Consider the following 25,274-nt stretch of genomic DNA (forward strand, 5'->3'; position numbering starts at 1 on the left):
GAGGGCGCGCCGGTCGTCCAGGAGCCGGCTCCGCAGCCGCTCAGGGTCAGGTCAACCGCTCACCTGGGAGGGGGAGGGTGTCCGTCGGTGTTCAGGTCCGACCCCGGGAGCCGGGTCCGCTGCCGGGCAAGGTTAGGTCAACTGCGCCACTGTGGCAGTGGCCGCCGGGCGCGCGGTCCGAGACACGAGAGCCGACTTCAGTCTGTTCCGTAGCGTCCGTACGTGTGTCAAGGCCCGCTCGAACCCTGAACTGGGGGATGTGTAATGGTGACGAAGTCGTTAGTTGATGTGTTCAACGAGGCAGTTGACTACGGGGTCGAGGGCGCGGTGCCGGTCGGTACGCCGGTCGGGGTTGAAAAGCTCTCGCATGTACTGCGGGTTTTCAATGCCATAATGAGTGGCGGCCTGGGATTTGCGGTGGAAGTTATCGAGCCGGACGAGTTCAAGCGTGCTGTAGAAGGTTTCCGATACCTGGATTTAGCCGAGGTTGCGAACCTTCTCGCGGAATTGGTTGAAAGTTACGGGAGTTCTGATTATGACTTCCGGAAGGAAGAAATCCTGGAGCATGCGCTCAACGTTGGCGCGCCGGTCAATGACGCTTTTCGGAGGAAGGTTTCTCAGGTTCCATCTGACTTCGGGGTTTGATAGCTGAATTCTTGAGGAGCCTGTTCCGCTTCAACGTCTGACACCCGGGCTGGGTGACCAACTGGGTGACGACCGGGGCGGCCGACGCCGGACGCTCATGGACGATGGTGGACTGTGCCGGCAGCTCATTCCGGCTACTCGCCCAGCTCATCGACGGCTGATCATTCTTCCGGGACGAAGGGGTCAAGCTCCACCAGTAGGAGACCAGCGGAGCTTGACATCCATAGGAGCATCGGGATGACAGGGGCGAGCAGAGGATATGTTCGTGCTCTTGACGCTCGGTAACGAGGGATTAGTGAACGCATCGAAGTCTATAGGCCCGTTGGCTGAGCCCCGGCCGCTTCCCTCTCGGCAATGAGCTGGTTCCTGACCGCGGCCGCAAATCGATCGTGCGCCTCTACTTGCACCGAACCCTGATCCTTCGACGCGTGACCTCGGGCAATCCTTCGCCACGAATACTTTTCTTTCACGACCGCTCCAATCACCATGACGACGAGTAGAACGAGCAGCAGAGACAGGGTCGTGCGATCGGTGCCGACGTTTGCGAGTCGCAAAGCAATTAGACCGGTGCTAATGAGGCCGAGAATGCCGAAGGTGGTGCCGAAAGCGCCCAGCCTACCGAGAGTCAGGCATCGCGCGCAGAAAGGCCAACGGTCAACCTTCAGTGGTGGGAGCATCTTCCTGTCGACGGCTAACACGGCAAGGATCAGAGGTGCGACTGTAATCACGGGCGAAACCTTAGCCCTGAGCACAATGACTACCAGAACGGCGACGCCAATCAATGCGGGCAGGGCAGCCCACACCCATTCAGGGGTTTTCTGTTTGAACTCGACTTCTCGATCGTCCTCAGCCGGCTTTCCGTGCCGGGCGCACAACTCTAGCCGGACGGGGTTGAGGCTGCTTACCCACGCCGTGGGCACGTCAACTCTTTCCACTTGTCCTCCTCGCTGGACGAGGCATGCTACAACGATCGATCAATCCTCGCCTGCCCGACTCGAGCTGAAGAGGCCGCGTGGGAGCGCGAGTAGCGAGGCGGGCAAGGTCTCCTCATGAAGATCATCGGGCACAGATCCGGCACAGCCGACATCGAAAACCCATGCGAGAGGTCGAGAGACACCGAGGGGCCGCGAGCCAGGTCAGAGGATTCAAGGCCTGCTTTCGGCGGATCTGCCGCCGCGTCGCGGCTAAGGGGTTCTAGCAACAGCCTCACCCAAGGCCCGTGCCCGATCCGTGCCCGACGAAGCGGTCAACATCGGCCAGGGGCGGATCGTCGAGCTTTGGCCAGGTCGCCGATGGCCCCCGACCAGCAGGCACCACGCCCGGAGGCCCTGACTTAACCCGATTCCCAAGCTGACAGTGCGAGTTGATCAGGTCATGCTCGCCGCTCTACGTCGCTGGGCCGGACCCTGAACTGGGTGGTTCCGTCCTCCGCTTTCACGTGGTCCGGCACAGTGCTAACGACGAGGACCTGATCCTCCTGCTGACCGACGACATAGCACCTCATGAACGCCAGCTCGGGGAGAGGAGCGCCGGGAGGGATGGCGTCATCGAAGAAGATCGGGACCTTGTCGACGAAGAACCACGTTCGTCCGTCGGCGTCGACCAGGCGCACACGGACCCACCCCGGCCAGTCTTCGTCAACCCATGCGATCGCCTCGCAGCGCAGCAGGCTGGCGGAACCCATCACCGGGCTGATCCTGCCAGGTCTCCCCGTGGTCGGCGCGCGGCCGCCTGGGGCACACAGGGGGCACGAGACACTGTCAAACGAAACTTAGACGGACGGCGTGTGGGGCTATGCCGCGAGTGCGGTGAGTTCGGCTTGGTAGCCGAGGTCGTGTAGTTGGCGTAGCAGGCGGTTTTTTGCGGGTCTCCGGGTCGTCTCGCTGGGTGTAGTAGTCGGCGCCGAGGTCGGTGTAGGTCTGATCGTTGGCGAGTAGGTGCCAGACGATGACCAGGACGGTGTGGGCGATGGCGACGGCGGCTTTCTTGCTGCCGGTCTTGCCGAAGCGTCGGTGCAGGCGGCGGTAGCGGGCGCCGAGTCGGGTGCGGGTGCGGGAGGTGGCCCAGGCGGCTTCGACCAGCACGGTGGCGAGGTGCGGGTTGCCGTGGCGGGTGGTGCCTTTCCTGCGTTTGCCGGCTGATTCGTGGTTGCCTGGGCACAGCCCGGCCCAGGACGCGAGATGGGCTGGGGTGGGGAAGCGGGTCATGTCCACGCCGATCTCGGCAATGATCGTCTGGGCGGCGCGGTCACCCACCCCCGGAATCGTCTTGAGCCGGTCCCGCTGTGCCGCGAACGGGATGATGACCTGCTCGATGCGGGCGTCGAGCTTGCCGATCATGTCGTTGAGATGGTCGATGTGGGTCAGGTGCAGCCGACACAGCAGCGCGTGGTGGTCGGCGAACCGGCCGGCCAGGGCGAGGGTCAGATCGGGGATCTTCTTGCGCAGCACACCTCTGGCCAGGTCTGCCAACACTGCCGGATCCCGCTCGCCGGCGATGAGCGCTTCGATCATTGCCCGCCCGGACACGCCGGTGGCGATGGAGGCGACGGAATCGAGCTTGATGCCGCCGTCTTCGAGGACCTTGTGCAGCCGTTGGGTTTCCCGGGTGCGTTCCTCGATCAGTTTCTTGCGGTAGCGGGTCAGTTCCCGGATCGCGGCGATGTCGGCCGGCGGGATGAAGCTGCCGCGCAGCAGCCCCACCTCGCACAGCTCGGCGAGCCACACCGCGTCGGAGGCATCGGTCTTACGACCCGGCACGTTCTTGACGTGGTGGGCGTTGCACAGCAGGACCTCCAGCCCGTCAGCCTCGGCCAGGGCGTGGAAGACCGGCCGCCAGTAAACGCCAGTGGCTTCCATCGCCACATGCGTGACCTGCTCGGCGACCAGCCAGGCGGTCATCTCCCGCAGCGCGCTGTAAAAGGTGGGGTACTTGCGCACCTGTTGACGGCGCTGCCCGACCTGCTCGCCCGGCACCCGGACCGCCACCGTGATCTGCTTCTTGTGCACGTCGATCGCCGCGACCCGCGGATACACGATCTCCACGACGCCTCCAGGTGGAGCCGAGCCGACAAGGCGTCGCCCGCGGAACCCGCGAAAGATCAAGAAACTCAGACACGCGCTCGCAGCGGCAACCCGGGATACCTACCGGGACGGGCTCCAGCGTCACTCTTGTAAACGGACTCGTGGTGCCAAGTTCTGTCGACGTCGGCGGGCGACACATCGAGTTTCACAAACGCGCGGGTGCCCGGCCAGGGGCATCTCCCTCTTCTAAGCGAGACGTCCCGGGGTGGGAGAAGTGACGGAGCGGCTGTCACGGGGGAACTGCCGCTCCGTCGCGGGGGAGCCTATGGGGTCCGATACGGCGAGGCAGGGTCAGGGTCAGGTTGCACGGTGGCTAGCCCTGCTTGGCATGGTCGAGCAGTCGGGTAAGGGCGTAACGGAGCACGCGGGCCTGGCCCAGGTCCAGCAGGCATTCGCACTGTTCCTCGCTCATCCTGATGTCGAGGCCGATACCGACGAGTGGGCCGTCGGGTAGGTCCCGCTGCCACAAGAAGGCCCGCACGTCGACCGGGTGGTGGCCTGGCTGGGACGTGGCCCAGAAACGAGAGCGGTGGATGCCGTTGTCGTGGCTGACGCACCAGGAGGGATGCCCGGCGGCCATGGGCCCACATGCCTTTCTAGTGGTAGTCCGACTTGGACCGGTCGAGCTGCGGGAGGTGGCCGGGGTGGGTTGGGGTGAGCCCTTTGGGGAAGCGCCCACCCCGGCCGGTGACCGGCCCGGCAAAGCCGATCGCCCTTGAGGCGACACCCGGGCAGATTCCGTTACAGCCAGCCCGGAAGGACCTAAACCGGGTAGTCAGGCGGCCACAGGCATGAAAGCCCACCAGTACCTGCCGGACAAGTGGGGCGCACGAGCGCTGCTGGCATCGGACGTATCTGCTCGGCAGGCCGAGGTTCAGCCGGGGTTTCCGGCCCCTGTGACGCCTTCGTCGGCTTTGCCGCTTAGACGAGATGACCGACCGTCTATTGCTCTGCCGGTCCGCCGCGTGCAGGCCGGCCAACCGAAGGAGAGAACCATATGCAGTGGATTCGCCCGAACCGATGCGATAACTCCGGACCGAACTGCCTCGAAGTTGCCCTCGCGCCGGACGGTGGCCGGCTGTTGCGGAACTCCCAGCGGCCGGAGGTCACGATCAAGGTTGACGCGCAGGAGTGGGCGACCTTCGTCGACTCTGTGAAGGCCGGCCAGAACCTCTGAGTGGTTGGATGGCGGGGCGACCCGGGAAGTCATGGAAGACGAGCCGCCCCCTCCCATCTTGCAGGACTAAAGCGCCCTGGCCGGACGTCCCCGGATTTCTAAGTGCAGCCGCCGCTGACCACTGGGTGATCGGCTCACTCCGACCGGAGGCCCCGCCGGTGGCCTCCCGCCGAACTATTCGGCGGTTAGTTGGGACCGGGCGGGGCCGCTGGGGGGTCGGCTGCGGCCCCGCCCGGTCATGGAGGCCGCGCACCGCGGCCTTCACCATCGACAGGCGTCGGACATAGCTCGCCTGTTACATCCATCGGATTCCGGCATGCCGGATTTCCCCGTTCTGCTGCCGGATGAGGAGTGATCCCCTGCTCCGGCATGCGGCCGTCCATGGGGCAGTTGACTGTTGACCTCCGTATGACCGGCCGTCACGGCGGGCGTTGCCGTGGGTAACCCTGCGGGCCGGCAAGGTCATCGGGCACATGCCGGGCACAACTGACGCCGACAATAGCTGTCAAGGGCTGTAAGGCAACGTGATACCTCGCCCAGGTCAGAGTGCCGATCCGCCCGATCTGACATGGTCCACAGGCCGCCCGAGGGGTTCAGGGTTCAAGCCCCGGCCTCAGGGTGCCGGCGTCAGCATGGCTTCCTGACGCGACCGCCGAGGCTTGAATCGAGAGATTCCGGGTTGGCGGGTGGGACGAGGTGCCGGCCCAACGCGGGGCATCATGTGGGGGTGGAGGACTGGGACGAAACCGACAGGCTCATCATCGAAGGCCGGAGGATCCAGGCTGTGCAAGCGATCCGAGCAGCCCGCGAGTGCATCATCCCCGATGCCCTTGACATGCTGGCTGGACGGTACGCATTGCTCCGAGCAACCCGTCCCGACGACCTCACACAGAGCGACGAGGATTACTGGGCAGGGTTCTACTCCTGAGCCATGGTTGCAGTCCGCTGTTCATGATCCGGCAGATGTCCGGAATGATCATGCAAGCCGCTGGTCGCGCAGCTTCTAATCTCGCAGATAGGCCGGCTGAGTTGTGCCAGCTTCCTAACCCGACGCTCCAGATATGAACGCAGGCCGCTGACTTGCGCACTCTTCAAACACTAGACATTCTTTCGGGTCGCATACGGGCCTGTTGTGCTCGTGTGCGAGAGACCGGCAGGTGGGCAATGGTTCACTCGCCCGAGTGCCTTCAAGAAAGGAAGTGAACGCTGCCCGTACGCGAGATCAAGGTCAGGCGCCGCTGGTGGTGACACCCGTGCGCGACATGGACCGGGATGTTGTCCCCGCGCTGAGCGGGCAGCGAAGGTGGTCGCCCGCCGATCTGGATGAGCGGGCGTTGGCGTGGCCCAGCCGACCCATGAGCCCTGCACAGTCTCTTCGGCCACTCCAGCTTGGTGGCCACCGCTGCCGTGTCCAGATGCTGTCGGCGCTCGTGGCGACGCGGGATGAAGCCAGATGGTTGTTCGCGGCACAACGGCATCGATGCGCGAGAATCCGCGCCACGTTCCCTCCCCGTCGTGCGCCGAGTGGCCCGGGGCCTGGCTTCAGCACCTTATGAGGACGCCGCGCGGGGCCGGTGCCCAAGCCCGCCGGAGGGGGCAGCGCCGGGAGATCGAGACGTCTACTGTGGCCGCTCATGCACACCGAACCCATCGTGATCGACAGAGTCGCCGGCCCCGTGGTGGTCGACGTGAGCGTCTGGAAGAACACCGTCCTGGTCGGCGGAATCCCACAGCGGGGCCGCCGAGGCGTCGTCCAGTTGCCCGCCGTCGGGGGCGGGTGGCTCCGCGCCAAGCTGAAGCAGGCGAATCTCTTCGACCCGTACCCCGTCATCGAGGTCGACGGGGTGAAGCACCGTACCGGCCCGGAGACGCCTACCCGCTCCGGCTCCTGGGTCTGCTGCCGTTCCTCCTGATCATCGGGGGCGCGCTGCTCGGCGGCCTGATCGCGCTGCCCTGCGTCGCCGCCAACCGCGCCATCGCACGCAGCGACCGGTCGACGGCCGCGAAGGCGTTCCTGATGATCCTGGTCCTGGCGGCCGGCGTCCTGGGTTACCTCTGCGCGGCGGGCATCTACTGGTACGCGGCGGGCCAGCCGGAGTGAGCACGGCGGGCGTCTCTGGCGGTGGCCGCGACCGCCGGACCCGGGCGCCCGCCGCTACGGACTGGCGGCGGAAAGACGAAGGCCGCCAGCAGCACCAGGTGCACGCCGCCCTGGAGCACCGTCGCGCGACCCGGCACCGCAGTCAGCACGCCGGCCACCGCGGTGAGCGCGAGCAGCGTCAGCTGGGTGCCGTCCAGGCCGAGCAGCAGCGGACCCTCCAGCCAGATCGAGGCCAGCGCGATGGCCGGGATGGTGAGCCCGATGCTGGTCATGGCCGAACCGAGCGCCAGATTGAGGCCGATCTGCACCTGGTCCTGGCGGGCCGCGCGGGACGCCGCCAGGGTCTCCGGCAGCAGCACCAGCAGGGCGATGACCACCCCGACGAACGCCTGCGCATGTTCGCCGCCGAGACGCCGCCTCGATCGCCCGACGAGATCGTCTTAGCGTCGCCGACGACCGCCACCAGCGCCACGATCAGCAGGGCCAGGCTCGCCAGGGCCGCCCGGGCCGAGGAGCCGCCGGGCGGCCGTCCAGGTGCGGGCGCCGGCGAGGAGTCCGCGGGCTGGGCGATAGTCCGGACCGGCCGGGCCGACGCGGAGTCGCCGCGCCCGCTCGCCGACCAGCTGCGCCGGATGCCGGCCGAGACCGCCGCGACGGCGCTTGAGGCGCTGGCGCACCGCTGGTCGCAGCAAGCGCCCCTGCCCGGAAAGGCGAAACAGCGCCGCCATCACGCCGTGCGCGCTGATGATCGGGGCATGTGGGAGCGGGTCGAGGTGCCGGCTGTCGGGGGCCCGGTCGACGGCCGGTCCCTGCTGGTGCCCGTCAACGACACAGGGCTGCCGCCGGAGAGCATCGGCCAGGAATGGTTGTGGGTGGAGTACGGCGGGGAGCTCCTGGACGCCGACGTCGACGGGGTGTACGAGCTCGAGCCGGTCGCCGGTGCCGGGCCGCCGTGGGTGTACATCTGGGCGCCCGCGCGGCGCTGACCGCGGCCGCCTGCTACAGCCCTGGTCCGGTCGTCTCCCTGGCGCCGCGTCGAGGAGATCACCGGATAGACCGGGTTCAGGGGCCGGCTCTGCCACTCGGTCATCCCGTCGATGACCTTGTCGGTGATCGTAGAGATCGTCTGCCATGAGACCTCAGCGCCACACACCTAAACCAGGTCAGCCTACGGCACGAGCTTGGCGAAGCTCCCGCTGCCTTGCGCCACCGACGGCCGCCTGGTCTTGGCGGTGGACATGGACACCACCTGCTGGCTGCGGCCGGACGCGCACCCTTCGACGGAGCGGGTCCTGTGCCACACGTACGGCCGCCGCAAGGACCAGCACGTGATGATCCCTGGTTCGTTCGTTACGGCGTTGGAACCCGGTCGCAGTCCCTGGACTGCGCCGCTGGATGCTCAGCGACTCACGCCGGGCGATGCGCCGAGAGGTCGCGCTGGGGTCGACATCCTCCTATGGCTCCTTTCGCGGCATAGTTCTGCCTCACCGCCGCCGGTCGCGCCAAGCGTTCGATGGGCGGCCACGGCTTGTGTTCCTCGTGTACCAGCCGTTCGGCGGCGAGAACGCCCGTCGATCTGCATCAACTAGACCAAGGGCACCACGTAACGGCAGGCTCCAATACCCTGCTGCCCATGACGATCGCTCTGAATGCTCTGGACACCCTGGCCGACGGCCACCGCACGGGCGGCGCTCTCGGCGGCGCCCTGATCGGTGGTGTTGCCGCTGGTGTCTTGTACGGCATCATCTACCTGGTCCGGAAGTTGAGGGACCGGTAAGAATGTTCCACCCTCGTAGCAGGGCCAGATGCTGAGGCCCACATTTGGGTCCGCACCGCGCTTCGGCCCGCATGAACAGGTCGGCCACACGGTGCCGATGCAGCGCGGGACCTGCTGACCGCAGGGTGGCGGCCAGGGTGAGTTGCCGGGTTGGGCCCCACGCTCAATCGGTGAGTCCGGCTCGTCACGAGGAGAGTGCCCCGGTCCATGGTGGTGGACCCGGGGCACTCTCGTCACAGGCGTCAGCAGGTGGCCCTGGCGGCGTCGGTGATGAGGTTGGCGACGATTCGGGGGTTGCTGAGCATGACGACGTGGGACGCGTTCGGGACTTCGACGACCTTGCGCATGTTGGCGCGGGCGTACATCCACCGGGCGCACGCGGGCGGGATGGCCTTGTCCTGACCGGCGAACAGTCCCCAGGACGGGATCGTCTTCCAGGCCGCGGCCGTGGTCGGGAAGATGAAGGAGTCGGCGTCGAACGGACGCTGTGTGGCCTGCAGGACCCGGAAGGCGCTGGTGGAGATGTCGGCGGCGAAGGCCGCCTTGCCGTCCTTGCTCAGGTACAGGTCGATGCCGGTCGTTCCGTCGGCCTTCGTGTACGGGACCCCGACGCTCACCGGCCCGACCTCGCTGCCGGGGAACTTGGTGATCAGCTCGCCCTGCGTCTCGCCGACCTCGGGTACGAATGCCGCGATGTAGACCAGCGCCTTGACGTTGGCCTTCCCGGCGGCTGCGTTGGTGATGACCGTTCCTCCCATGGAGTGCGCGACGAGCACGACGGGTCCGGGGATGGAGTCCAGCAGACTGGCGATGTACGGGGCATCGGTCGGGATGCCTCGCAGCGGGTTGGACCCGCAGACAGTGGTGTAGCCCCTGGACTGCAGCTCCTGGATGGTGGCGTTCCAGCACGACGAGTCGGCGTAGCCGCCGTGCACCAGCACGATCGTGGGCTTGGTTCCGGTGGTGCCGGTGCTGCCGGTGGTGGCGGCCTCGGCGGGGCTGCCGATGATCGCGGCGGCCGTGGCCGCCGCGGCGGTGGCGCCGATGCCCGCGACGAGCGTGCGCCGCGAGATGGTGGAGTCGGTATTCATGGGTTTCTCCGATCGGGTCAGCGGCTCGCGGCCTGGCGGATGAGGTCAGCGACGGCCTGGGGCTGGGAGGCGTAGATCGCGTGGCTGCCGATGGCCTCGACGGTGACGGCACCAGCGCGGCTGGCCATAGCGCGCTGGGCGGGCGGGGGGATCATGCGGTCTTCGGTGGCGACCAGGTAGAAGGCGGGCTTGTGCCGCCACGCCGGTTCGGTGACCGCACCGGCGAGGGCGCCGACGCCCCAGGGCACCTGCGAGTCGGCGAGGAAGGCCGCTTCGTCGGCGGGCAGGTCACCGGCGAAGGAGTGGTGGAACTTGTCCCGGTCGAGGAACAGGAACCCGTCGCGGGGTGGCAGGATCGGCGGGACCGGGGCGCCGGGCAGCGGGTCGGCGATCAGGGTTTTGACCGACTCGCCCTTATCCGGCGCGAACGCGGCGATGTAGACCAGCGCCTGCACGGCGGGGTGGGTGCCGGCTTCGCTGATGACCGCTCCGCCGTAGGAGTGGCCGACGAGTACGGCCGGGCCGTCGAGGCCGTCGAGGATGAACCGGGTGGCTTCGACATCGCCTTCGAGGGACATCGTCGGGTTCTGGACGATCTTGACGTTGAAGCCGTCGTCGGTCAGGCGCCGGTGCACGCCCAGCCAGCCCGATCCGTCGACGAAGCCGCCGTGCACCAGCACGACGTTGCGGATAGTACTCATGCGCTGCTCCTGGAGATCGTGAGCGGCAGGCAGGTCGCCCACCGCTTCGATCTCCATTGCATGGTGTGGCGCTGCGGTGAACCAGGCAGAACCACATGCAGAACTACGAAGCTCCGCCAGCGCTGATCGCGGTTGCCTTCTGTCGGCATTCGGCGGTCCGCTCGTTCTCGCCGATCGACTCGAAGACCTCGGCGGCCCGCAGCAGGGCTTGGCAGGCTTGCTCGGGTTCGTCGGGAAGGTAGAGGTCGGCGAGCATCCACAGGATGGTGGCTTGCTGGAAGCGGTTGTGGGCGCCGTCGAGCAGGTCAACGGCGCGCAGCATGAGCGGGAGGCCCTCGTCGGTGCGGCCCGTGTCGCCTAGTACCTGTGCGATGCGCGACAGCACAATGGGTAGGGTGTTTTCGGCAATGATTGGTGTCATGCCCGACGTCGAGTCCTCGGCCAGACGGCGGGCATGGGCGTAGCAGGTCAGGGCCTCCTCGGCGTCGCCGAGTCGGCGCGCGATGAGGCCGCGCGATACCCAGCTCTGGCAGCTCGCATCAATGTCGCCGAGCTTGTCGAATAGTTCCGCTGCGGCCATCGCGCAAGTGCGGGCGGCTGGCAGGTCGCCGAGCTTGTAGTGGGCGCTGGCCAGGTAGTCCAAAGACCACGCCTCCTGGAGCGTGTCTCCAGCCGCACGCGCCAGGTCCAGCGCTTTCCCGGCGTAGTCCAGTGCGGGTCGGATGTCTCGCCAGGGCAGGGTGAAGGTCCAGGCCACGTAGTTGAGGAACTCGGCCTGTAAACCGAGGTCGCCCATGTAGACAGCTGAGTCGTGGCCGAGTTGGAAGACATCGCGCCACTGCTGCCAGTGCAGCCATCGGTCGGAGAACCAGTGCAGGGCGGCGACCGCCGCCACGACGAGGTCGTGGTCACCGGCAAGCGCTGCGGCTCCAAGCGCAGGGAACCAGTGTTCGGCTTCGAGGCGGATCCACGCGTCGGCGTCCTCCGCCGACGCGAACGTGGCGTGTTCCCCGCGCGGTTCGAACCACTGCCCAGCTGTGCGCAGGGTCGTCAACAGCCACGTCACCATCCGCCGACGCGCCGCAGCGACCTCGGCCGCGGAGTTCTCCCGCTCCAGGCGCTGGTGCGCGTACAGCCGAACGAGATCGTGGAAGCGGTATCGGCCGCCTGCGGCCGCCTCCAGAAGGCCTAAGTCGACCAGGTCGTCAAGCTGATCCTCGGTGTCGGCCAGCGCCGTCTGGGCGATGACAGCGGTCAGGAGTGCACTGAAATCCAGTCCCGGTGCCAGCGAAGCCGCTCGGAACACGTCACGGGCACCCTCGGGCAGCTGCTCGTAAGACATCGCGAACGCTGCAGCGATCTTCAAATCCCCTGCGGTGAGCTGGTCCAGGCGCCGCTCGCTGCTCGAAAGCCGACCCACCAGATCCGCCACCGTCCAATGCGGCTGCGCTACGAGACGGTTGCCAGCGATGCGCAGGGCCAGCGGCAGGCCGCCCAGCATCTCCACGAGGGCTTGCAGCTCCTGCGGCCGTGGCGCATCGCCGCGTTCGGCGACGATGCGCCACAGCATGTCGTACGCGTCGACATCCGGCATCGGATCCAGGTGCAGCCGTTGCACGCCTTCCAGACCGGCCAACAGCCGACGACTGGTGACCAGCAGCTGACTGGCCCCCGCCCCGGGCAACAGCAGGCGTACCTGTGCCTCCGACGCCGCGTCGTCGACGATCACCAGGACTCGGCGATCGCGCAGCAACTGCCGGTACAGTCCGGCTCGCTCGTCGGGCTCCTGCGGGATCTGCTGCTCGCGCACACCCAACGCCCGCAAGACCCGGGACAGTATCTCGTCGCTGCCTAGAGGGCGTATACCCATTCCCGCGGCGTCAACGAAGTGCACTCCACCGGCGAAGGTGTCGCGCAAGCTGTGCGCCGCGCGTACGACCAGACTGGTCTTTCCCAGGCCAGCGCCGCCCGAGATCACCGCCGTACCCGACTGGCCGGGCGCGCCCGGCTGTCGGCACACCACCCGGGTAATCCAGGCCAGCTCGGCTGCGCGGCCGGTGAAATCGCCGACCGACCCCGGTAGCTCGCACAGACCCGTAGCCACGGCCAGGTGCACCGACCGGGTCCGCCCGGCCTTGGCCAACGCCAGGAACGCCTCCCGCGGTGCGCCATCCAGCTTCAGCGCGTCGGCGATCTGCGCCACGGTACGCCGCTGCGGCCCGAGCGCTCGGCCGCGTTCCATATCGCTGAGCGCGCGCACGCTGACCCCGGATGCCTCCGCCAGCTCCTCCAAACTCAGTGCGAGCGCGTGACGTGCCGTGCGCAAGGCGGCGGCAAATGTGGCGATCGGCTCACTCGAATCACGGTCGATCATGGTCTGACGTTATGGACGGCGGTTGAGCCGCCGCGTCTGTCAGATGACTGAATCCCGCCCGTCACATGCTGTCGTCCCCGTCGATGAACATCATCGCTCTGGCCAGTTCAGTACGCGTCTTCACACCCACCTTCGGATAGATCCGGTAAAGATGGCTACCAACCGTTCGCGGGGACAAGAACAAGCGGCTGGCGATCTCCCGATTACTCAGTCCTTCCGCGGCCATCACCGCCACCTGCAGCTCCTGCGGCGTGAGATCCTGGCGGGCGTCAGCGCGGCGACGAACCATCTCGCCGGAGGCCCGCAGCTCTCGCTGCGCGCGGGCAGCCCACGGGGCCAGCCCGAACGCTTCGAAGACGCTCAGCGCCGCCCGCAGATGGGGCCGGGACTCGGCACTGCGCCGGTTGCGGCGCAGCCGGGCGCCGTACGCCAGATGCAGCCGAGCCCTGGAGAACGGCCATTTGCCGGTCGGCAGAGACAAGGCCGCCCCGAACAGGTCGTCGCCGGACAGCAACGCCTCGGCGAACGCCAGGCCGGCTTGCAGGGCCGGTGACTGCGAGCGTTGCGCCACCGGGGTCAGGCTCTCTGCAAGCACAGCGAGCTGCCTCTCGCGTCCCGCGCCGATGGCGGCGTCGGCGAGGTGCTCGAACACCACCCAACCGGTCGGATAGTGGTAGGCGATGTCGCCCGGATCGAGAATCCGCGCCAGCTCTTCGAAGGCTTCATCGAACCGGCCGGCCGCGAGCGCGGTGATGCCTCGCACCTCCTGGACGAGGGCCAGCATCGGGTGAACACCCACGGACAACAAGACCCGTTCCGCTTCGGCGGCCAGGTCCAGAGCAGTCTGCTCATCGCCGCGCAGCGCCGCGACCTTCGCGCCGATCATGTCCGCGGTGAGTACCCACAGGGGTTGTGCCGTTTCCGCGGCGAGTTCGTGGGCTTCGGCGGCGGCAGTCCGCCCGAGGATCGTGTCGCCCATGTGCGCCGCGGCCCACGCCTGCGACACCAGGGTTTGTGCGAGCTGGCCGAGCATGCCGCGGGAGCGGTAGTCGGCGATCGCCCTCGCCGCGAACGACGCGGCCAGGTCGATCGCACCCAGGTTCGACGCAGCGGTCGTCATCATCTGCAACTCTTCGCCCCGGGTGTCGACCCGGCCGGTCCGGTGGCGCATGCCTGGCAGCGCGAGGGCGCCGCGCTCGATCGGATCCGCGAGGGCGTACACCGACAGCAGCCGAGCGTCATCGGGGTCGGCGCCCATCTGCTCGGCGGCGGCGACGAACGCGGCACGTACCGGCGGCTCGGGATTGGCGAACGAGCAGCGCACGCCGAGCGAGGCAAGGAGGTCCAGCGCCCGGTCCGCGTCGCCCTCCCGCTGCAGTTGTAACGCCACCTCAATCGAGGCAGGCAACCTGTCCGCGCCCGACCAGGCCGGAGTCAGATAGGTCTCAGCCAACCAGGCCAGATGGACACGGTCAGCCGGATACAAATCGTCCGCACCCGCCTCGGAGATCAGACTCTCCAGCGCGCCAATGTCGCCCTGGTACGCGGCAGCATTGGCCGCCGCAACCCGCCATCCACCCCGGTCTTGGCCCGGCTCGGCCAGCTGGATCGCCCGCTGCCAGGCAGCGATCGCCGTGACAAGCTCGCCACGCTGCCGCGCAGCCAACGCTACCTGCGCCAATTCGTCGGCCAAATGCGGGGCGCGGCCGACCGACGCCGACGCACGATGCCAGATCCGCCGGTCCGGCTCGGCCACGACATTGCTCAGCGCGGCGTGGGCCTCAGCACGGCCTGCGACGCCTGCCAACTGCTGAATTGCCGAGCGCACCAGAGGGTGGCGGAACCGCACGCGGAAAACGTCGTCGACCTCAATCAGTCCTATCGCGACAGCCGATTCGAGGTCGGCGACCGATGCACCTTCGGCGATCTGGTCCGCGGCGCACAAGATCTCATCGAGCCGGTCACGGTCGTTCACGGCTGCCACGCACAGCAGCGTCCGCGTGCGCGCGGGGAGTTCCTCGGCCATCGTGCGGTACGCGCGGTCGAGCCGCGTATCCAGAGACACCAGGCCCAGCGGAACGCCTCGTTCGCCGAGCCGATCCGCTGCACTCGCCAGTTCGATCACGCCCAGGGGATTACCAGCCGCCTCAGCGAGCACTCGGGCCCGCAGCGCCACCGGCAACCGCGGCGCTACCTCATCGATGAGAACGCCACAGGCCTCGGGAGACAATGCCCCGATCTCCAGTTCCGGCAACCGCGCGCCCACCAGACGCCGCCGCGCCACCTCGCCCTCGCGTACGGCGAACAACGCCAGGATCGGCTCGGACTCGACACGGCGGGCAATGAAGGTCAGCGTTTCCCAGCTCGACGGATCGACCCACTGGGCATCGTCTACCAGCAGAACGTTCGGGGCGTCCTCGCCTGAGAGCAGGTTCAGCGCCTCCAACGCCGTCGCGGTCGAGTTGCCGTGCTCGGAGACGCTCGAACCCAATAGTGCCCGCAGTGCTGCGTTCGGCAGGTGGAACTCGGCCTGAATACCGGAAACCGTCCGCACACGAAATCCCCGGCGCACCGCCTCGGCCTGGACATACGCCAGGATCGACGACTTCCCGATCCCCGGCTGGCCCCGCAGAACCAACGCGCTGCCCGCAGTGGGAAGCCGGTCGAGCAAGCCACCGACAGCCGACTGCTCAGTTTCGCGTCCCCAGAGCGTCATCTGCCGATCTTGCCACGCTCCAGCGGTGAGCTTCAGTCCCTGGCAGCGTCGAGACTCAGCGACCCAACTGCCGCGCTCCGGTGCCGCGTCGACCCGCACCGTGGCCTCATCCACGCGGCAACGATGCGGAGTTTGTGTTGCCCCTCGGACACCAATCGAACGACAGAGGCTTTTGGCCGCTGACCTGGCATTACTCAGGTCGGCGGCCTTGATCGTTTTCGGGACTGTCGCGGCCACGGGATCGCGGGCTCTGAGCCCGAATGACGATGCACGGGTTGCGGCACTGGCTGCTGGCGCTGCTGGCCACCGAGAGCGTCGACCTGGCGGCACTGCGAACGGTGGCCGGGCAGGCCAGCGTTGACGACAGCCCCACCTGGCTGAGTACCTGCCAGTACCGTTTGACCCAATACTGGTCGTACGCGGTGTGCGTGGTGTCCTGGGCGAAGGGAATGCTGTCGGTCGGATACTAAGATTTTGCCTCGATGTGGACGCGGATGCCGGGGTACGACAGCGCGGTGAAGAGTCGCTCGTGGAATGCCGCGACGGACAGGCCGGGCAGTGGGGAGGAAACTGTCTGACCGGCGAGGGTGTTGAGGACCAGCCGGCGTCGACGAAGCCGAAGTCGAAGTCGATGGAGAACATCACGTCCCGGCCCGTGGGTCGGGACGTGATGCCGCCGCCGGTCAGGTGGAACGGCACGTGCCACCAGTGGTTGGGCGGCGCTGCCTGCTACAGCCGGATCTTGCCGACGCGGCGTTCAGCCGCTGCGCGGCGTCGTCGATACGGGCGGCGGTCTGGACCATGGTCAGGTCGATGTGCCCGCTGGGTTTGGTCTTGCCGCTCGGCCTTGTCGACTGACCAGCGACCCTGGTCACCGTCGAGATCCTTCGCCCGAGGCATGGCGGCGCATCGCCGCCCGCGGCCTCACACAGCTGATCTTGTGGCGACGGATGAGCCGACGGGTTCGCTGAGGTCTTGACCGTGGGCACGCCCCCGGCTCCTTCCCGGCCGCGAGGTGCTCCACCGCTGCCTGCGGCTGGTTGTCATCTACGTGCTTGGCCTGCCGGCATTGCGGTCCGGGTTTCGGCTGCCGTCTTGATGAGTTGTGCCGCTACGTCGGGGTGGGAAACCATCGGGACGTGGCTCGCAGGGACTTCGCTGGTCGTCGCGCCCATGCGGCTGGCGAACATGCGCTGCGCGTCCGGTGGGATCGCCTGGTCCTGCGTGGCGATCAGGAACCAGGACGGCAGCGATTTCCAGGCCGGGACACCCATCGCATCATTAAAGGCTGAGCCGGCAATTGGCTGCTGTACGGAGTGCATCACCTTGGCCCGGACCGGGTCGACGTCGGCGGCGAAGTGCTGGATGAAGTCGTCCTGCTGCTGCCATATGAAGCCCTGCTTGTCGGTGAACAGGTGTTCCAGCGCCGGTGGTGTGGGTCCCTGCGACAGCAACGCGCCGAGCGATTCGCCTTGGTCGAGTCCGAAGGCGGCGATGTACACCAGTCCGACCACGTTCGGCGCGTCGGTGCCGAGGGCGGTCATGATCTGGCCGCCGTAGGAGTGCCCGGCCACGATCGTTGGGCCGTCCTGCAGGGTGAGAACTTGCCGTAGCCGGGCGACATCATCGGCCGTCGAGGTTAGGGGGAACTGTGGGGCCGTCACGTGGTAGCCGTCGGCCTGTAGACGCTCGATGACCCCGCTCCAACAGGAGCCGTCGGCCCATGCACCATGGACGAGGACGATATTCGGTCGGCCATTCATGGGGCTTCCTTCCCTACTGGGTGCGGTGTTCATTTCGGCCCATGCTGTCCCGCAGGCGACGGGCCTCCTTCTGCCGATGCCAAGAGCAGAGGCAGTCACGTTGCGAGTACCAAAGCGGCCTCGGCGTAAACGTGCTGCGTCCGGCTTGTCGGCCACTGAAGTGCCCTGCCAGCGCACGGGCCGCTATACCCGCAAGCCTCGGCAGCGATGCCGGCGGCGATTAGCCCGGTGCCGGTCAACGGAAGGCAGCGAGAAGGCAACCAGACGAATAGCAAGAGTCGACACGAGGCTTTGCAAGGCGGCGAGGGCATGCCCTGCCAGCAGGCGACATCGGATGACACTACGATCGCCCGCAACCGCGTTCGCACCGACATGCTCGTCGTGGCCGAGCAACGATCAGCCGCTCAGCCAGATCGAGGCCCGCTTGATGAACGCGAGCTGGGCGGCGTAGGCGACCAGTGCGACAGCCACACCGAGCACGATCGCAAACGTGGGGGATCCGCCCGCCACTCCGGTCAGCAGGGTCGCGCCCAGGCCGACCAACAGTGCGTTGACGGCGCCCACCATAGCCGCCGTGGTCAGTAGCAACTGCCAGCGAGAGGCACCGCCGCCAACCGCCGCCGCGATCGTCTTCGTGTCACCCCCACCAGTCACCGCGTCGGCGAAGAAGTCGTGCTCGCCGGCGAACTGGCGGTGGTAGTAGGCGCGGATGCGCTGGATGCGCTTGAGATCCAGCGAGTTCTCCACCATGTTCTCCACCAGCCTTGCGAAGGTAAGCAGCCCGGTGATCACCAGGGTCGGCAGCACCGCCCCCAGGTACGGCTTGGTCAGGTGTGCGCTGCTAGAGACGAAGCCCAGCCCGATCAGCGAGGCGGAAAGCAGTGACAGGAACACGGTCGCCCGCCCGACGGACTCGGTGATCGTGGCGCTACGCGACGTCTGGAGCACGAAGTGTTCGGTGGTCAAGGCATTGAGCAGCCCCTGCTCTCGCGCGTCCTGGTCCATGCCACCGCCCCTTCCGGTGCCGGCCGCCCCTCACACAAGGAAGGACAAGGTACTTCGCGGGGTCAACCCACGCTGACTGAGCCTCCGGCGGTCCGGCCGTGGTGACGGACGACAAGACCAGCCCTCGATGCGAATGAGGCGGCCCGGGACTCGTGGATACGGGCCGCCCGTCACATCCTCGAAGACGAGGAGTCGGCCTTGCCGGACATCACGGAAATTGGACCGCGGTACATTCACCAGGCTCGGATCTATGGCAGGGGAGTGGCGTGGCCTCGGCGGGGGACCAGGGAGGGACCTACCGGCGGTGGACCTTGGCGCAGGTGGACCGATGGCTCAACTGGGTGCACGACAGGCACGACGAGTTCGACTGCCGCTACATCCACTTGGCGTAGTTGGCCGCTCGTGCTCCTGGATCGGCGTGACGACGAGATCACCCTGACCGTTGAGCCCGACGGTGGTGTCGTGTTGCAAGCGGGCAACGACGACATCTGGGCTGCGGTGGCGGACGACGGCACCCAGTTCGTTGATCACCTGCAGCGGCGGTACTGCCGGGACCGATACCCAGGGTGACGGCTTGGTGGTGATCTCCGGAACCGGCGAGACGCCGGTAGCGCTCCACCTGGCCAGACTCGCTGTCGGCTTCGGCGCTGACCTGCTCGCCGTCACCACCCGTACCGACAGTACCCTCGCCCGACTGGCGAGCGCCGTCATCGAGGTGCCAACCGCCGGGACAGGTCAGTTCGGTGGTTCCCTGTTCGAGCAGAGCGCACTGCTACTGCTCGACGCGGTCGTCCTCGATCTCACCGGCTCCCAGTCGGATGCGTATGCGCTGATGCATGCACGGCACGCCAACCTGCAGTAGACGTCGCAGCGCTGAGGCGGTCGGACGGTGATGGCCCCGGTTCGACAGCTGGGGAGGCAACCGTCTCCATCATCCGACGCATCGTGTACCGGGCATCACGTCCACTGACGGGTTCACTCCGGGCGGGCTGCCGTGATCACCTGCATCCAGGCATGTTGAACGATCGTTCAAGCGGACGGACGCCGGGGTTACGTGACATCTTCTAGCTCGCACCGACGTGCCGATATCCGCCGCTGATCCACTCGGCGGTCAGGCCGCCATACGCCTCGGGTGCTTGTTCCCATGCAAAGTGACCGGCGTCGAGAGGATGAATCTCGCTGTTAGGAAGGAGGTCGTGGAGGTACTGGTTGTTGGACCACGGCACAAGGTCATCATTGCGTCCGGCGAGGATCTGGGTCGGCGTGGCGATCGTCGGGAGAAGGCCGCGCAAGACCCGGTTCTGTTCTGGGTAGTGGCGCACGAAGCGAGCGGACTCGGCGAATCGCCCAAGGTCGTAGGCACTGACGTAGTCCTCGTGAACTTCGGGTTCGCTGTCGCTTCCGGCCACCGCCTCGACTGTCTGACCGATGTTGGCTCTGGCATTCAGCCCGCGTACGACGTCGAGGCTCGGTGCTTCGATGATGTCCTTGAGTGCGCCGCCCGCTTCAATGGGAAAGCGGACCGCGCCGCCCCCGATCGTCAAGCTCGTGACTCTCTCCGGTGTCCTCGCCGCAAGGAAGAGCGCCGCTGCCGTTCCGACGTCTGGCCCGACGATATGAGGAGATCCGAGGGCCCATTTGTCGATCAGGCGGGCCAGGAACGCTCCCGAAGCGTCCGGTGCGATCAGTTCCGAGCGGCCATCGGAATGGCCGAATCCCGGCATGTCTATGGCGACCACCCGCCCGACCGCTGAGAGGCGGCTCCAGATGCGGCGGAAGGCCCACAGGGTTTCGGGCCACGGCGCCAGCAGCAGAACCGTGATATCGGAGTCTGCCCTGTTGTCGACGTACCTCACCCGCACCCCGTCGCAGACGCGGAAGTAAGTAGAAATCGGCGAAAGCGCCTCAGCGCTCACCTGATGGTCTCCTCTCCAGCGCTCTCACGCTGTCGCGTCCGTCGACGATCGGCCCACCGGTCCACGTCGCCCTGGGACTTCTGCCATAGCGACTCTCCCTGCCTTCGGCCTGTCACCGCAGCCGAACACGAGAACACGTGTGAGCAGCGACGTGATCATCGGGCAGGATGGGAAGCCGACGGTGCCTGCTGACCGCGCACGTTGCCGAATTCGCTTCGTCAGGTCAAAGCGGGCCGGGCCGGGCGGGGCGGCCCGGCCCGGTCTGCTGGCAGCCTCCGGCCAGCATCGGCCGCGCCGGCCGACCAGTCTGACGGACGACTAGTAGTGCTTTGTTAAGTTCGGTGGCGTTTGTTGCGGTGTAATGGTTTCACGGGTTGGTGGCAAGTGATGCAGGCGCCGGTCCAGGTGGCGAGGCCGAGGATGGTGTCGGCCAGGGTGACTGAGGATTGCGACCCGCGGTTGATCCAGTAGGCGCGATCTGTGGCTTGGCCGGGCTCGTCTTCCTCGTCGGTCCCGAGGCGGGCCTGGCTCAGGACCGTTGTCGCGTTGGGGTGAGGATGCCTCCGACGTTGAGGACCCGCATCTGGATGGCGATGAGCGGGATCGCCGCGTTGAACAGGCTGATCACGTTGAGAAATCGGCTGGTGACATCCTCGGCGACGATCACAGCGACGTGCTCGTACTGCGGGTACCGCTTCCGTTCGATGTCCCAGTACTCGATGGTGCGGATGATGTGCGCCTCGTCCGTCGCCCCCAACTGGATTTCGACCTCGTACCGGGTCAGGGTCTCCGGGTCGTGCAGCAGCAGGTCCAAGCGTCCGGCACGGGGCTGCCGCCGTTCGACATCCCTTGACGACCAGGTCACCGAGCCCGAGCAGGCTTGGGTCCTCGGCCAGTAATGCCTGAAGCCACTTCTCGTTCAATGCCGGGTGGGTGGGCAGGTTAACGGGACCGCCTTGCGGAACTCCACGGGGTGACCTCCCTCGGTGGCTGCCCGAACGGCAGCGATTAGACGCAGATAATCATCGACGTAGCGTTTCGATGGACGCAGACCCTCGGGCCGTGTGTTGGCTGATAATCGCTCGGGCTCAGCCGCCGGCGGCTCGTCGCTTCCGGTAGATCGCGCGGCCCTTTCTGAACATGGCCGCCTCAACTGCGTCCGGGCGCACCGGCGCATCTTCGGTGGATTCGTTCCTGGCGTGGTTGTGGGCGAAGTCGAGCCACCGCTGGTATTGGTCGCGGTCCCATGGCCCCTGTTCGGGCAGGTCCCAGCCCTCGACCTCCTTCAGGGCTATCGCGACGAACTGGTCGAGGATCAGAGCCGTGCCAGCCTCCGCTTCGGGTCGGGCGTCTACGGCATACAGGAGTTTCGTGTAGAACGATGGCCCGAGGTGGGGGGTGTGGCACTCGTTCCCGCGGGCCAGCAACTCGTACGCGTATACCGGTCCGGTGGCTCGCAGGACGGCCAGCGCCTTGGCGAGCTTGCTCGTGATGGCGTCTGGACTGCTCTTGACGAAGACTTGCGCTCGGCGGCCGACGAGGAATCCCAGGTCGCCTGTACCCCAGGCGTAGCAGCCGACCAGCAGCCGCCCGATGTCGTCGGGCCGGTTGTTAGTGGCGGTGAGCAGGTCGCCGCGAGTGATGTGCCGGTACTGCCGCCCCCACTTCGCGGCGGGCAGGTCGGAAAGCGGCGACGTCCACGTCTCGCTGGGGACGCGTCGCTTCCACCACACGGGTCGGAAGTCGAACCCGTGGCCGAGTACCTCGTCGCGAGTCCAGAACGGGTCGCCGCCGAGCCGGTCCCTCAGCTTTCCCAACCGTCGCCTCCTGAGAAGGAGAAGCGGGCTCAGACTGTACCGACGACGGATGACACTCCGGAGGTTCCCTCAGCAGGTGTCGACAGGATGGGCACCGGCCGCGGCATGGTGCAGCATCGACCACCGGAGCGCGGCGCGGGCAGTCGCCGGAACGCTTCGGCGGCACGCGGACATAGCGCGGCTGGTAGCACATCACCTTGCCAAAGTGAGGGTCGCGGGTTCGAATCCCTCGTCCGCTCGGGACCGCCTGCCCCGGCCCTGCCGTGTCGGCGGGCACCACGGGCGATTGGTGCAGTGGGAGCGCGCTTCCTTGACACAGAAGAGGTCACTGGTTCAAACCCAGTATCGCCCACCAGGAACATCGGCCCGGACGCCACCCGCTCTTGCAGGCGGCCGCCGTCTCTCGGCGGCCGCGACCCCGGCCAGCGCCGCCAGCTGAGCCCGCGACGTGATGCCCAGCTTGGGGAACGCCTTGTAAAGGTGGTAGCCCACGGTCCGTGGGCTGAGGAAGAGCTGGGCGGCGATGTCGCGGTTGGAGGCGCCGGCGGCCGCCAGCCGCACGACCTCGCGTTCCTGCGCGGTGAGCACGCTGAGCGGGTCGCCAGCCCGGCGCGGCGCGGCCGGGACGTCCCCGGTCGCGCGCAGCTCGGTGCGGGCCCGCCGGGCCCACGACTCCGCGCCCAGCCGGTCGAAGACCTCCAGCGCGGCGCGGAGCTGCGTGCGGGCGTCCGCCCGCCTCCGGGCCCGTCGCAGCCACTCGCCGTAGGCGAGTCGCGTCCTCGCCTGCTCGTACGGCTGGTCGTCGCCGTCGTGGGCGCGGACGGCGGCAAGGAAGTGCGCCTCGTCCTGCTCCACCAGGGCCCGGCAGCGCAGGGCGACCGCGTCCGAGGCCGGTTGACGGACATGCCGCGCCCAGGTCACGTAGCGCTCCAGCGGCTCGCCGGCCCGCTCCGGCCGTCCACTGCGGACCGCCGCCTCGACGAGATCGGCGGCGGCGAGCGCCCCGAACCCGGTCGGCGGGATCCGTTCCAACTGCTCCAGAGCGGCGTCCGAGTTCCCCCGGCCGAGTTCGAGCCGGCCCAGCGCCCAGCGTCCGAGGGTCGCCGCGAGGACCAGCTTGCGGTCGTCGGCCCGCCGGACGCCGTCCTCGGCCCTCGCGCGGCACCCCGCCACGTCCTCCTGATGAGCGAGGATCCACGCAAGGCAGCAGGTGAGGTGGATGACCCGGTGCTCGTGACCCAGGTCGGTCGCCAGCCGCAGCCCTTCGTCGAGGGTCGCCCTCGCCTCCCCGTAACGGCCCTGCATCCCCTGCGCGAACCCCTGGTCCTGGAGGGCGAACGCCAGCCAGCCGATCATCCCGCTCCTGCGGCAGTCCGCCACGACCCGCTCGGTGAGTTCCTCGCAGAGGGCCGCGCGGCCCGTCGCGAGGGCGGCGCCGGCGGCGAAGGTCAGCCCCGGAACGCCCAGCCCGGCGAGCCCGGACGGGTCCAGCGCGCCGCCGGTGAGCGGCAGCCCACCCGCGAGGTCGCCGGCCAGCAGCCGGGCCAGCCCGACCGCCTGGCCGACCAGCGGCGAACCGGTCGCCGGCAGCTCGTGCAGCGCCGTCGCCGCCTGTCCGGCCAGCGGCGCGTCGCCGGCGAACCAGGCGCAGCGGACCGCCTCCACCAGCAGCCAGGTCGCCTGCTCGGGGTCGCGCGCCGCCACCCGGAGGGCGGCGTCGAGGATGATCCGGCCGGCCGCCAGTGGGGTGCCCAACTCGACCTCGCGGTGGGCGCGGACCTGGGTCAACGCCACGATCATCGCCGGGTCGTCCACGTCGGGCGTGGCGCTTGCGGCGAGCGCGGCGGCGCGGTCGGTCAGACCGGCGTCGCTCGCGGCCAGCGCCGCCGCGGCCAGCCGGGCGGATCGGCGTACCGGATCGACGGTGAGCTCGGCGGCCCGCTGGTAGGCGGCCGCCACCGCGGCGTGGCCGCCTCGGGTACGGGCCCGGCCCGCCGCCTCCTCCAGCTGCCGCGCGACGCCCTCATCGGGACCGAGCGCCGCGGCGGCCAAGTGCCAGATGCGCCGGTCAGCGGCGTCAGGCGAGGTCGAGCTGATCAGCGCGTCGGCGAGCGCCCGGTGTACGGCGAGGCGTCGGCTCACGGACGCGCTCTGGTACGCGGCCGCCCGGATGAGGGGATGACGGAAACCGACGGCCGTCCCGTTGATTCCGATCAGCCGGCTCCGCTCGGCGGCTTCCAGGCCGTCGAGCGGAGCGCCGGCGGCGACGAGCGTCGCGAGTTCGCCGGAGCTTTCCGCCGCCGCGACCAGGAGCGCGGTGCGCGCGGCCTCGGGCAGCGCGGCCATCTGCGCGAGGAAGGCCTCCTGGATCCGCTCCGCCACCGGCATCGCCCCCACCGGCGACAACCGCCCAGCCCGCTGTTCGGGAGTCAGCGCGGCCGGCAGCTCGATGAGCGCCAGCGGGTTGCCGGCCGACTCCTGGACGAGGCGCTCCCGGACCTGCGGCGGAAGATCGGCCGGGAGCAGGGCGGCCGCCGCCGTGTCGTCGAGCCCAGCGAGACAGTGTTCGGGAAGGCCGGTGACCGGGAGGTCCGGACGGGCGGCGAAGATCATGGCGATGCCCTCGGCCCCGAGCCGGCGCGCCGCGAACACCAGGGCGTCGACGGACGCCTCGTCGCACCATTGCACGTCGTCCATGAGGCAGAGCAGCCCGCCGTCCCCGGCCAGCTCGGACAGGAGGCTGAGGGTGGCCAGGCCCACCAGGAACCGGCTCTGCGGTGGCGCGTCGCGCAGCCCCAAGGCGGCGCCGAGCGCCCTCACCTGCGCGTCGGGCAGCGCGTGGATCCGGTCGAGCCCGGTCCGCAGGAGCAGGTGCAGTGCGGCGAACGGCAACGCCGCCTCGGACTCGATGCCGACACCGCGCACCACCCGCATGCCAGTCGCCCGCAGCGCGGCGTACTCCAGCAGCACCGACTTGCCGATCCCCGCCGGACCCCGGAAAACCAGGGCGCCGCTGCGACCTTCCCGGGCACCGTCCACCAGCCGGTCGATCTGCGCCTGTTCCTCGGCCCGCCCGTGCAGCACGACTGGCAACCTACCGTCACGATG

The 25,274-nt window shown here is 68.0% G+C and carries 22 protein-coding genes, 1 tRNA gene and 3 pseudogenes; 10 read left to right on the forward strand and 16 right to left on the reverse strand.

Translation table 11 applies throughout. The features are described 5' to 3' along the window. The first annotated feature begins 264 nt into the window (after positions 1 to 264). Positions 265 to 645 carry a hypothetical protein gene (locus tag GCE86_RS09205; protein ID WP_154226552.1) on the forward strand — a complete coding sequence of 127 codons (381 nt, stop codon included), beginning with the start codon at positions 265 to 267 and terminating at the stop codon, positions 643 to 645. 311 nt (positions 646 to 956) lie between these two features. On the opposite strand, the gene GCE86_RS09210 is transcribed toward GCE86_RS09205, so the two are convergent. The 4 genes from GCE86_RS09210 to GCE86_RS09225 all read right to left on the reverse strand — a co-directional run bounded on the left by GCE86_RS09210 (position 957) and on the right by GCE86_RS09225 (position 4,308). After that, a complete protein-coding gene (locus tag GCE86_RS09210; protein ID WP_154226553.1) occupies positions 957 to 1,580 on the reverse strand; it encodes a hypothetical protein in 624 nt (207 codons plus the stop codon). 437 nt (positions 1,581 to 2,017) lie between these two features. After that, positions 2,018 to 2,332 (reverse strand): hypothetical protein, encoded by a 315-nt coding sequence (locus tag GCE86_RS09215; RefSeq protein ID WP_208818081.1) that lies wholly within the window; start codon positions 2,330 to 2,332, stop codon positions 2,018 to 2,020. A gap of 73 nt (positions 2,333 to 2,405) precedes the next feature. Further along, the gene (locus GCE86_RS09220; protein ID WP_244317241.1) at positions 2,406 to 3,689 is read right to left on the reverse strand and encodes an IS110 family RNA-guided transposase; all 1,284 of its coding nucleotides are present in this window, start codon (positions 3,687 to 3,689) and stop codon (positions 2,406 to 2,408) included. A 352-nt stretch (positions 3,690 to 4,041) separates the two neighbouring features. Continuing rightward, the gene (locus tag GCE86_RS09225) at positions 4,042 to 4,308 is read right to left on the reverse strand and encodes a hypothetical protein (RefSeq protein ID WP_154226555.1); all 267 of its coding nucleotides are present in this window, start codon (positions 4,306 to 4,308) and stop codon (positions 4,042 to 4,044) included. A gap of 417 nt (positions 4,309 to 4,725) precedes the next feature. On the opposite strand from GCE86_RS09225, the gene GCE86_RS09230 reads away from it, so the two are divergent. From GCE86_RS09230 to GCE86_RS09240, 3 genes are all read left to right on the forward strand, one after another. Next, the gene (locus tag GCE86_RS09230) at positions 4,726 to 4,905 is read left to right on the forward strand and encodes a DUF397 domain-containing protein (RefSeq protein ID WP_154226556.1); all 180 of its coding nucleotides are present in this window, start codon (positions 4,726 to 4,728) and stop codon (positions 4,903 to 4,905) included. A 727-nt stretch (positions 4,906 to 5,632) separates the two neighbouring features. Next, positions 5,633 to 5,833, forward strand: coding sequence for a hypothetical protein (locus tag GCE86_RS09235; RefSeq protein ID WP_154226557.1), 201 nt, complete (start codon positions 5,633 to 5,635; stop codon positions 5,831 to 5,833). A gap of 706 nt (positions 5,834 to 6,539) precedes the next feature. Further along, positions 6,540 to 6,818 (forward strand): hypothetical protein, encoded by a 279-nt coding sequence (locus tag GCE86_RS09240; RefSeq protein ID WP_154226558.1) that lies wholly within the window; start codon positions 6,540 to 6,542, stop codon positions 6,816 to 6,818. A 242-nt stretch (positions 6,819 to 7,060) separates the two neighbouring features. Here the strand turns inward: GCE86_RS09240 and GCE86_RS09245 are convergent. Continuing rightward, positions 7,061 to 7,517: pseudogene (locus tag GCE86_RS09245) on the reverse strand (calcium:cation antiporter); the annotation flags it as partial. On the opposite strand from GCE86_RS09245, the gene GCE86_RS31810 reads away from it, so the two are divergent. After that, complete coding sequence (locus GCE86_RS31810; RefSeq protein WP_204342260.1) at positions 7,402 to 7,992, forward strand: hypothetical protein; 591 nt, start codon at positions 7,402 to 7,404, stop codon at positions 7,990 to 7,992. The pseudogene GCE86_RS09245 and the gene GCE86_RS31810 overlap by 116 nt on opposite strands. A gap of 56 nt (positions 7,993 to 8,048) precedes the next feature. On the opposite strand, the pseudogene GCE86_RS31990 reads toward GCE86_RS31810, so the two are convergent. Beyond that, positions 8,049 to 8,159, reverse strand: a pseudogene (locus GCE86_RS31990) (transposase); the annotation flags it as partial. Positions 8,160 to 8,181: 22 nt separating this feature from the next. On the opposite strand from GCE86_RS31990, the pseudogene GCE86_RS32485 reads away from it, so the two are divergent. Together GCE86_RS32485 and GCE86_RS09255 are read left to right on the forward strand one after the other, a co-directional pair. After that, positions 8,182 to 8,427 (forward strand): annotated as a pseudogene (locus tag GCE86_RS32485) (transposase); the annotation flags it as partial. Between the two features lie 212 nt (positions 8,428 to 8,639). Continuing rightward, positions 8,640 to 8,783: a hypothetical protein gene (locus GCE86_RS09255; protein ID WP_154226559.1), complete on the forward strand. Its 144-nt coding sequence runs from the start codon at positions 8,640 to 8,642 to the stop codon at positions 8,781 to 8,783. 242 nt (positions 8,784 to 9,025) lie between these two features. On the opposite strand, the gene GCE86_RS09260 is transcribed toward GCE86_RS09255, so the two are convergent. The 4 genes from GCE86_RS09260 to GCE86_RS09275 all read right to left on the reverse strand — a co-directional run bounded on the left by GCE86_RS09260 (position 9,026) and on the right by GCE86_RS09275 (position 15,779). Then, positions 9,026 to 9,874, reverse strand: a complete 849-nt coding sequence (locus GCE86_RS09260; RefSeq protein ID WP_154226560.1) for an alpha/beta fold hydrolase — start codon at positions 9,872 to 9,874, stop codon at positions 9,026 to 9,028. A gap of 17 nt (positions 9,875 to 9,891) precedes the next feature. Continuing rightward, positions 9,892 to 10,632 (reverse strand): alpha/beta fold hydrolase, encoded by a 741-nt coding sequence (locus GCE86_RS09265; RefSeq protein ID WP_244317242.1) that lies wholly within the window; start codon positions 10,630 to 10,632, stop codon positions 9,892 to 9,894. A 46-nt stretch (positions 10,633 to 10,678) separates the two neighbouring features. Further along, the gene (locus GCE86_RS09270) at positions 10,679 to 12,949 is read right to left on the reverse strand and encodes an XRE family transcriptional regulator (protein ID WP_154226561.1); all 2,271 of its coding nucleotides are present in this window, start codon (positions 12,947 to 12,949) and stop codon (positions 10,679 to 10,681) included. A 61-nt stretch (positions 12,950 to 13,010) separates the two neighbouring features. Continuing rightward, positions 13,011 to 15,779 carry a LuxR C-terminal-related transcriptional regulator gene (locus GCE86_RS09275; RefSeq protein WP_154226562.1) on the reverse strand — a complete coding sequence of 923 codons (2,769 nt, stop codon included), beginning with the start codon at positions 15,777 to 15,779 and terminating at the stop codon, positions 13,011 to 13,013. A 146-nt stretch (positions 15,780 to 15,925) separates the two neighbouring features. Here GCE86_RS09275 and GCE86_RS09280 point away from each other — a divergent pair, with 146 nt between their 5' ends. Further along, a complete protein-coding gene (locus GCE86_RS09280) occupies positions 15,926 to 16,135 on the forward strand; it encodes a hypothetical protein (RefSeq protein ID WP_154226563.1) in 210 nt (69 codons plus the stop codon). 573 nt (positions 16,136 to 16,708) lie between these two features. Here the strand turns inward: GCE86_RS09280 and GCE86_RS09285 are convergent. Together GCE86_RS09285 and GCE86_RS09290 are read right to left on the reverse strand one after the other, a co-directional pair. Next, positions 16,709 to 17,428: an alpha/beta fold hydrolase gene (locus GCE86_RS09285; RefSeq protein ID WP_154226564.1), complete on the reverse strand. Its 720-nt coding sequence runs from the start codon at positions 17,426 to 17,428 to the stop codon at positions 16,709 to 16,711. Positions 17,429 to 17,824: 396 nt separating this feature from the next. After that, positions 17,825 to 18,433: a hypothetical protein gene (locus GCE86_RS09290; protein ID WP_154226565.1), complete on the reverse strand. Its 609-nt coding sequence runs from the start codon at positions 18,431 to 18,433 to the stop codon at positions 17,825 to 17,827. Positions 18,434 to 19,010: 577 nt separating this feature from the next. Here GCE86_RS09290 and GCE86_RS09295 point away from each other — a divergent pair. Next, on the forward strand, positions 19,011 to 19,295 hold the full coding sequence (locus GCE86_RS09295) for a phosphoheptose isomerase family protein (RefSeq protein WP_244317303.1): 285 nt from the start codon (positions 19,011 to 19,013) through the stop codon (positions 19,293 to 19,295). A gap of 202 nt (positions 19,296 to 19,497) precedes the next feature. Here the strand turns inward: GCE86_RS09295 and GCE86_RS09300 are convergent, their stop codons facing one another. From GCE86_RS09300 to GCE86_RS09310, 3 genes are all read right to left on the reverse strand, one after another. Further along, complete coding sequence (locus tag GCE86_RS09300; protein ID WP_154226567.1) at positions 19,498 to 20,349, reverse strand: alpha/beta fold hydrolase; 852 nt, start codon at positions 20,347 to 20,349, stop codon at positions 19,498 to 19,500. A 529-nt stretch (positions 20,350 to 20,878) separates the two neighbouring features. Then, positions 20,879 to 21,163, reverse strand: coding sequence for a hypothetical protein (locus GCE86_RS31815; protein ID WP_204342171.1), 285 nt, complete (start codon positions 21,161 to 21,163; stop codon positions 20,879 to 20,881). 274 nt (positions 21,164 to 21,437) lie between these two features. Beyond that, positions 21,438 to 22,166 carry an 8-oxoguanine DNA glycosylase OGG fold protein gene (locus GCE86_RS09310; protein ID WP_154226568.1) on the reverse strand — a complete coding sequence of 243 codons (729 nt, stop codon included), beginning with the start codon at positions 22,164 to 22,166 and terminating at the stop codon, positions 21,438 to 21,440. 280 nt (positions 22,167 to 22,446) lie between these two features. Between GCE86_RS09310 and GCE86_RS09315 the strand changes: the two genes are divergently transcribed. Then, a tRNA-Val gene (locus GCE86_RS09315) sits at positions 22,447 to 22,521 on the forward strand. On the opposite strand, the gene GCE86_RS09320 is transcribed toward GCE86_RS09315, so the two are convergent. After that, on the reverse strand, positions 22,500 to 25,250 hold the full coding sequence (locus tag GCE86_RS09320) for an ATP-binding protein (RefSeq protein ID WP_204342170.1): 2,751 nt from the start codon (positions 25,248 to 25,250) through the stop codon (positions 22,500 to 22,502). The two genes, GCE86_RS09315 and GCE86_RS09320, sit on opposite strands and share 22 nt — an antisense overlap. Positions 25,251 to 25,274: the final 24 nt, after the last annotated feature.

The sequence above is a fragment of the Micromonospora terminaliae genome (genome assembly GCF_009671205.1).
In the GTDB taxonomy this organism is placed as follows: domain Bacteria; phylum Actinomycetota; class Actinomycetes; order Mycobacteriales; family Micromonosporaceae; genus Micromonospora; species Micromonospora terminaliae.